Annotated in this window: 8 protein-coding genes and 1 pseudogene; 1 reads left to right on the plus strand and 8 read right to left on the minus strand. The window is 70.6% G+C overall.

Annotated elements, in window-relative coordinates; genetic code table 11:
- Positions 1-6: 6 nt before the first annotated feature.
- Positions 7-516, minus strand: a complete 510-nt coding sequence (locus tag ABZ453_RS27345; protein WP_359018668.1) for a tetratricopeptide repeat protein — start codon at positions 514-516, stop codon at positions 7-9.
- Between the two features lie 163 nt (positions 517-679).
- Between ABZ453_RS27345 and ABZ453_RS27350 the strand changes: the two genes are divergently transcribed.
- Positions 680-1099 carry a hypothetical protein gene (locus ABZ453_RS27350; protein WP_359018670.1) on the plus strand — a complete coding sequence of 140 codons (420 nt, stop codon included), beginning with the start codon at positions 680-682 and terminating at the stop codon, positions 1097-1099.
- Between the two features lie 80 nt (positions 1100-1179).
- On the opposite strand, the gene ABZ453_RS27355 is transcribed toward ABZ453_RS27350, so the two are convergent.
- From ABZ453_RS27355 to ABZ453_RS27385, 7 genes and pseudogenes are all read right to left on the minus strand, one after another.
- Entirely contained in the window at positions 1180-2763 is a 1584-nt protein-coding gene (locus ABZ453_RS27355; RefSeq protein WP_359018672.1) for a DUF1996 domain-containing protein, read from the minus strand.
- 189 nt (positions 2764-2952) lie between these two features.
- Positions 2953-3606 carry a response regulator transcription factor gene (locus ABZ453_RS27360; protein ID WP_359018674.1) on the minus strand — a complete coding sequence of 218 codons (654 nt, stop codon included), beginning with the start codon at positions 3604-3606 and terminating at the stop codon, positions 2953-2955.
- Positions 3591-4856, minus strand: a complete 1266-nt coding sequence (locus ABZ453_RS27365) for a sensor histidine kinase (RefSeq protein ID WP_359018676.1) — start codon at positions 4854-4856, stop codon at positions 3591-3593. The genes ABZ453_RS27360 and ABZ453_RS27365 overlap by 16 nt, the downstream gene beginning before the upstream one ends.
- Before the next feature lie 173 nt (positions 4857-5029).
- On the minus strand, positions 5030-6025 hold the full coding sequence (locus ABZ453_RS27370; protein WP_359018678.1) for an SDR family oxidoreductase: 996 nt from the start codon (positions 6023-6025) through the stop codon (positions 5030-5032).
- Positions 6026-6082: 57 nt separating this feature from the next.
- A complete protein-coding gene (locus tag ABZ453_RS27375; protein ID WP_359018680.1) occupies positions 6083-6664 on the minus strand; it encodes a winged helix-turn-helix domain-containing protein in 582 nt (193 codons plus the stop codon).
- A gap of 94 nt (positions 6665-6758) precedes the next feature.
- Positions 6759-6881, minus strand: a complete 123-nt coding sequence (locus ABZ453_RS27380) for a hypothetical protein (RefSeq protein WP_359018682.1) — start codon at positions 6879-6881, stop codon at positions 6759-6761.
- Between the two features lie 154 nt (positions 6882-7035).
- Positions 7036-7155: pseudogene (locus ABZ453_RS27385) on the minus strand (glutamine synthetase); the annotation flags it as partial.

Raw genomic sequence — 7155 nt, forward strand, 5'->3', positions numbered from 1 at the left:
GGGGACTCACTCCCCGGGTTCGACCAGCAGCCGCGCGTAGTTCGCCATCGAGCGCTGGTAGCGCGGCAGATGGGGGGCGAGGGCGCCCAGCACGAGGGAGAGACCTTCGCGGTCCCGGCCGAGGCTGGACAGGCACAGCGCCAGACACGCTCGTACCGCGTCGTCCAACTCGTCCGAGGGGGACTGAAGTTCGGGCGTCAGCAGTTTGACGCCCTCCTCGGCCCGCCCCAGGTTGCGCAGCGAACTGGCCAACTGGATCTTGGCCCGCCTGCCCTTGTATCCGCTGACCTCGCTCAGCCCCCGGTCCAGCGCCTCCCGGTACAGCGGGATCGCCTTGTCCGAGTGGCCGGTCGAGTCCCAGGCGCAGGCCCGCTCGAAGAGCCCCAGCGGGCTGTGCTCGGGCAGCTCGGCGGCGAGCGCCTCGATCACGGCCCGGAAGTCCCCGGCGTCCTCCTCCGCGTAGTCGTCGAAGGCGGCCCAAGCGGCGGTCACGCGATCTTCCCAGTCCTGATTCACGGACCGTACTTTCGCACACCCGTACCCTGACTCCCACCGGATTTGAGCACCCCCGGCCCCACGGCCGTATGGAAGGGAACGGGCTCTTGGGCCCGGCCGGCACATTCCGTCTGCCGTGCCGGCCGGACGCAGGCCCAGATGGCAGAGCGACCCGGAGGAACAGATGAGGTTGACCCGACCGATGCTCGCCGTGGCCGGTGCCGCGGCCGTCCTGGTGCTGACGGGCTGCGGATCCGGAGACAGTGACGCGGCCGCGAAGGTGCCGGTCACCGCCACCGGCAGCCTGGAGAGCCTGGCCGCCAAGGCGAAGTGCAAGCCGGACATGCAGATCGACTCCGACGAGGTCCGCCAGGCCATCTGCAAGACCTCCGACGGCAAGTACGTCTTCGCCACCTTCGCCACCGACCGCGGCCAGCGCGAGTGGATCAACGACGCGAAGGACTACGGCGGTTTCTACCTCGTGGGCCGCAAGTGGGTCGCCGTCGGCGAGGACAAGGTCGTCAAGGCGCTGCAGACCACGCTGGGCGGCGAGGAGGAGATCGGCACGAACCACAGCCAGCACGGCGGCAGTCACACCGGCTGAACCCCTGCTGCACACACCGGAAGGCCGGTGGCGGGATCTCCCGCCACCGGCCTTCTTCGGTCGCTCACACGCTCAGTGGGTCACTGGCACTTGCGGCCCTGGTTGATGCAGTTGGCGATGGTGTTCGCCAGGTTGTTCTTGAAGACCGCGATGAAGTCGTCGTGGTCCGTGGCCGCCTTGTGCAGCTGGTCGGGGAAGCCGTCCACCGCGTAGGCGTTCTTCACCTGGCCGTTCTGCAGGACCGGCGGGTTGATCTTGTACACCAGGCGCATCGTCAGCTGCGGGATCGCCTTGAAGCCGTTCTGGCAGTTGCCGTTGGCGTCGGCGAACGCGACGTGCGTCCGGTGGTTGGCGCTGTCGATGTTCTTGCCGTCCCAGCAGGACTGGAAGGCGAACGTGCGGACCACGTTGCTGCCCTGCGGGCAGATCGGGTACTGCGTCGTCAGCTGGACCTTGTTCTCGAAGCCGGTGCAGGACCAGTGCGCGTTGGCGTTCGCCAGACCGTTGGTGGTGGTCTTGGCGTCACCGGTGATGATGCGCAGGAACTGCGGCATCGCGGTGACCTTGCTGGTGGGCGAGCCGACGTACTTGATCTGCGCCTGGACGGGCGTCAGGATCTTGCCGACGTTGCCCTCCTTGCCGCCGCCGTCCGCGTTCTGGTCGAAGTCCTGCGTACCGTCCTGGATACGCACGACCGGCCAGTAGTAGGCCGACAGGTCGCCCTGGTTCTGGCAGCTGGTCTGGTCCTTGATCAGCGAGTCGTTCGTCGCGAACGCGTTGACCTTCTGGTTGCCGACGTAGTCGTGCAGGTGGTGCGCGCCGTTGGTCACGCCGGGCGCCACGATGACGTTGTCGGTGTTGTGGTTCTTGTTCGCGTTGACACCGCACCGGGTGACGAAGGTGCCCTTCGAGGCGTTGCCGTTGGCAGCCGGCTTGGCGGCGACGTTCGGCTGGACCTTCGTGATGTCCACGAAGTCGGCCGCGACCGGACCGTTGCCGGCCTGACCGCCGATGTTCTGGGCACCGCCGGCCTGACCGTTGCCGGCCTGTCCGTTGCCCTGCTGCTGGCCGCCGTTCTGCTGCTGACCGCCGTTGTTCTGCTGGCCGCCGTTGTTCTGGCCGCCGTTCTGCTGCTGACCACCGTTGTTCTGCTGCCCGCCGTTGTTGCCCTGGCCGGCGGTGGTCTGGTTGGTGGTCATCGTCGTGCAGGCGGCGAGGGCCTGGAGCCCGGCAGCGTCGACCTGACCGCCGACACGCTGGATGTCGATGCGGATCCGGTCGAGGGTCGCCGCCCGCTTCTCCTTGAGGGGGCCGACGATCGCGTTCTGCACGAAGCTGGCGTCCTGCGTCTGCGCCTGGCGCGTGGAGGCGAGCCGGGCGTAGGCCTCGGTGATCTGCTTGTCGAGGTTCGCCAGCTCGGTCGCCACGCCCTGCTGGGCCTTGGCCGGCACGTTCGTGAGCTTCTGGCCGACGTCGGGGCAGGCGATGGTGGCCACCGTCGCGGCGGCGGCCTTGGTCTGGTTCTGCCCCGCGTTGTTGGACTCGTGCGCCGAGGCGTAGAAGTTCGCCCAGATCAGCCCGCCCCCACCGAGCGCTAGGGCCGCCGATGCGGCTATGGCCTTGGTGGCCAGCGGCGTGCGGCGTTTGCGATTGTTGCGTCCCATGGAACTCCTCTGACTTCCTTGCGGGCTTGGCGGGGCATCGAGGCGCCCGACAGGAGTGAAGCGGCGCCCATTGATACGGGCGCCGCCTCAGGGGTGTTCAGCCACCCCACAAACAAATCAGAGGTTTACCAGTCCTTGGTGTCCCAACCACCGCCTGAGCAGCAGAAGTTACAGAAAATCGCCGGTCCCTCACCGGCCCTGGTCGAGGTAGGCGAGGACGGCCAGAACGCGACGATTGTCGTCGTCCGACACCTCCAGGTCCAGTTTGGTGAAGATGTTGGAGGTGTGCTTGGCGATCGCCCGTTCTGTCACCACCAGCTGTCCGGCGATCGCCGCGTTGGACCGTCCCTGTGCCATCAGCTCCAGCACCTCCAGCTCACGGGGGGTCAGCCGGGCCAGCGGCCGGTCGTCGACGGCCCGCCGGGACAGCAGCTGCTGGATCACCTGCGGATCCATCGCCGTACCGCCCGCCGCCACCCTGCGTACGGCGTCCACGAACTGTTCCGCGTCGAACACCCGGTCCTTGAGCAGATACCCCACCCCGCCGCTGCCGTCCGCCAGCAGCTCACGCGCGTACAGCTGCTCCACGTGCTGCGAGAGCACCAGCACCGGCAGCCCGGGCCTGCTCCGGCGCGCCTGGAGCGCGCACTGCAGCCCCTCGTCGGTGTGGGTCGGCGGCAGCCGTACGTCGACCACGGCGACGTCCGGCTCCAGCTCGGCCAGCGCCCGGGTGAGCTCGGGGCCGGACTCGACGGCGGCGGCGATCTCGAAGTCGTGGGCCTCCAGGAGACGGACCAGTCCGTCCCGCAGCAGGAAGAGGTCTTCGGCTAGGACGACGCGCAAGGGATCTCCATGGTGACCATGGTGGGACCGCCGGCGGGAGAGCTGACGGCCAGGACGCCGTCGAATGTACCCAGCCGCCGTTCCACCCCGGCCAGCCCCGAACCGGCCCCGATCACCGCACCGCCCTTGCCGTTGTCCGTGACGGTCACCCGCAGCCGCCCGTCCTCGTGGTGCAGGTCGACCCAGATCCGGTCCGCGCCGGAGTGCTTGACCGCGTTGGTGAGGACCTCGCTGACCGCGAAGTAGGCGGCGGCCTCCACCGGCGCCTCGGCGCGCCCGCCCATCTCGACGTTCACCTCCGTGGGAACAGGCAGCCGCAGCGCCAACGCCCGCACGGCGTCACCCAGTCCGCGCTCGGCGAGCACCGGCGGATGGATGCCGCGCACCAGCTCCCTGAGCTCGGCCAGCGCGTCCACGGAGGACTGGCGGGCCTGCGCGAGCAACTGCTTGGTCTTCGCGGGATCCTTGTCCAGGAGCGTCTCGATCGTGCCCAGATCCATCCCCATCGCCACCAGCCGCGCCTGCGCCCCGTCGTGCAGGTCCCGCTCGATGCGCCGCAGTTCGGCCGCCGAGGAGTCCACGGCGTCCTTGCGCGTCTCGGTCAGCACCCGCACCCGCTCGGCCAGCTCACGTTGGCTGGCGCCCAGTACGGAACGGGTGAGCCGGAAGTGGGCGGTCACCAGTCGCGGTGCGAGAGGAGTGAGGGCGAGCAGCACGAGGGCCAGCGCGCCGGCGCCGAACGCGGAGGACTGGTCGGTGACATGGACGAACCCGTACCAGTACCCGCCCCACTGGGAGAGGGGCCGCCACAGCCCGGCCGCGACCGCGATCCCCTCCAGCGGGTAGAGGAACAGCACCACCGGCAGCACCGCGGTGACGTACCCCGCCGTCATGTCCACCTGGAGCCACCGCAGGTCCCGCCACACGGCCGGGTCGCGCAGCAACGTGTACGTCCGTGTCCAGGGCCTGCCCTCGGGGACCGGCCGGTACGCCGACGGGATCACCACCCCGCACCACGCGGCCGCCACCTTCCGCCGCCAGTCCGCGAACGCCCGCACCCGGTCCAGCACCCACGGGGTCGTGACCAGCCCGATCCCGACCGGGACGAGCGCGATGGACACGAGTGCGAGGGTGAATCCCAGCACCGCCCCCGGAAGACTCACCAGAGCCAGCACGAACCCCCGCCCCGCCGCGACGACGACGTCCCGGGCCCTCGCGGAAAGAGAGCCGCTTTTCGTGTTGGTGTTCATGCCAGCAGTCTCGCTGGCCCGTGCGCCGGGGTCACGGGGCCAGGCCCCCCGCTCACGGGGTGGTGCCAGATACACCCCGGGTACGGAATCGGGGCACTGCCCGCCGGGCCCGGGATCGGGTCACAGCCCCCGGGTAGGGGATCCGGTCACTGCCCGCCGGGTAGGGGATCCGGTCACCGTCCGTCCAGCACCTTCGCCTCCACCACCGGATCCAGCCCGACCGACGGCCGGTCCGCCCGCTGCGGCGCCGTCCCCCCGATCCCCTGAAGCCAGGCCCAGGTGTCGGCGACGGTCTCCTCCACGGGCCGGCACCTCAACCCCGCCCCCACCGCCCGGGCCACGTCCGCGGAGTGCAGGAAGTCATGCATGTCGCTCCCCGCCGGCACCCACACCGGCAACTGCGTCCACGGCTCGATCCCGGCGTCGAGGACCACCTCCGGCTCCACCCACCGCAGTTCCGCCGGCCCCCCGGTCACCTCCACGCACGCCTCCAGCAACGACCCCATGGTGGCGTGTCCCTGAGGGCTCGTCAGATTGAAAGCGCCCTGAAGCTCCCGCTCGGCCGCCCCCAGCACCCAGTCGGCCAGGTCCCGCACATCGACGTACTGCAGGGGCAGCTCCCGCGGTCCCGGCGCCAGCACCGGGCCGCCCCGCGCGATCCGCCCCAGCCACCACGGCAGCCGCCCGATGTTCTCGTACGGCCCGAGGATCAATCCGGCCCGTACCAGCACGGAACGGTCCGCGCCGAAGGCGTCCACGACGGCGATCTCGGCCCCCCGCTTGTCGCGCGCGTAGTCCTCCTGGCCGGCGTCGGGCTCGGCGCCCTCGACCAGCGGCGCGCCCTCGTCGTACCCGGCCGGCGCGGGCCAGGCGTACACCGAGCGGGTGGACACGTACACATACCGCCCGGCGCGGCCCCGCAGCAGCCGCGCCGACTCGTGCACGGCCCGGGGCGCGGCCGACCAGGTGTCGACGACGACGTCCCAGGTGTCCTCCGCGAGGGCGACGAGCCCGTCGGCCGCGGTGCGGTCGCCGTGAAGGGCCCGCACACCGGCCGGGGGCCGCTGCCGCCCCCGGTTGAGGACGGTCACCTCCCAGCCGCGCCCGAGAGCCGCCTCGACGACGGCCCGTCCCGCGAACTCCGTACCACCCAGCACCAGAAGTCTCATACCGGTGACTGTGCCCGGCCCGCCCGCGGGAGGGAACCGTGCTCTGCCGTCAGCAGATCAACGGCCCGTCGGCGGGGTGTACTTGTAGCCGACCCGGCGGACCGTCTGGATCGCCTGCCGGTAGTCGGCGCCCAGCTTGCGGCGCAGCCGGGCGATGTGGACGTCGACCGTACGGCCGTCGCCCACGTGCCCGTAGCCCCACACGGTGGTGACGAGCTGGTCGCGGGTGTGCACCCGGCCGGGGTGCGCGACCAGGTGGGCGAGCAGCTCGAACTCCAGGTAGGTCAGGTCGAGTTCGCGCCCGTCCACCGAGGCGGTGCGCTGCACGGGGTCGATCCGGACGAGCGCCTCGGTCCGCGGACCGGCCTCCGCCGTGTCGGCGGGGTCCGCCGCGGCGAGGCCGGCCGGGGCGAGGTGCGGCCGGTCGGCGGGGATGAGGACGAGGTAGCCGACCATCGGCGGCTGTCCGGGCAGCGTGGGCAGGGTGTGCTGGGGCGCGGGCAGCCAGGTGGCGCCCGGCGGCAGGAACTCCGCCACGTCGATCACCTCGTCCCGGTCCACGGCCCGCAGACGGTGCCGGGAACCGGTGGGGGAGGGGGTGTCGAGCGGCGCGGTGGGTACGGAACGCATGATCGCCATGAGAGGTCAGCTCTTTCGCGCGAGAGGTTCGTCGGAGGGGACGTACTCGTTCGCGTCGGCCGAAGACCGTGTACGGCTTGAGACCTGTACGGCTTTAGAGGGCCGGCGCGTTCATCGCGCGGCAACACACCCGGTCGAAGTCGTGGTGCTGACGGGAAGGCCAGAACGGCTCGAGGTCGGTGCGACCCGTCGCGGTGTGGTTCTGGTAGCTGGCCATGGTCCCATTGAAGCAGACACGGGCCCCCACGAGGAGACTCCTCTCACTGCTTGGACGTTTCCTTGACATGAAGTCGCCGGTACCCGCCCCCGTCCGTCAACGCCAGGGGGCGCCCACCGCGACGGTGGGCGCCCCCTGGGCGGAGCCGAGCGGATCAGACCTGGCCGGCCTTCTCCAGGGCGGAGCAGCAGGTGTCGACGATCAGACGCGTCACCAGGTACGGGTCCACGTTGGCGTTCGGACGGCGGTCCTCGATGTACCCCTTGCCGTCCTT

Source organism: Streptomyces sp. NPDC005799, from assembly GCF_040630525.1.
GTDB classification, from domain to species: domain Bacteria; phylum Actinomycetota; class Actinomycetes; order Streptomycetales; family Streptomycetaceae; genus Streptomyces; species Streptomyces griseorubiginosus_B.

Coding starts and splice junctions, on each gene's coding strand:
- ABZ453_RS27350 (WP_359018670.1), top strand. CDS start 680: ATGAGGTTGACCCGACCGATGCTCGCCGTGGCCGGTGCCGCGGCCGTC.
- ABZ453_RS27355 (WP_359018672.1), bottom strand. CDS start 2,763: ATGGGACGCAACAATCGCAAACGCCGCACGCCGCTGGCCACCAAGGCC.
- ABZ453_RS27365 (WP_359018676.1), bottom strand. CDS start 4,856: ATGAACACCAACACGAAAAGCGGCTCTCTTTCCGCGAGGGCCCGGGAC.
- ABZ453_RS27370 (WP_359018678.1), bottom strand. CDS start 6,025: ATGAGACTTCTGGTGCTGGGTGGTACGGAGTTCGCGGGACGGGCCGTC.
- ABZ453_RS27375 (WP_359018680.1), bottom strand. CDS start 6,664: ATGGCGATCATGCGTTCCGTACCCACCGCGCCGCTCGACACCCCCTCC.
- ABZ453_RS27380 (WP_359018682.1), bottom strand. CDS start 6,881: ATGGCCAGCTACCAGAACCACACCGCGACGGGTCGCACCGACCTCGAG.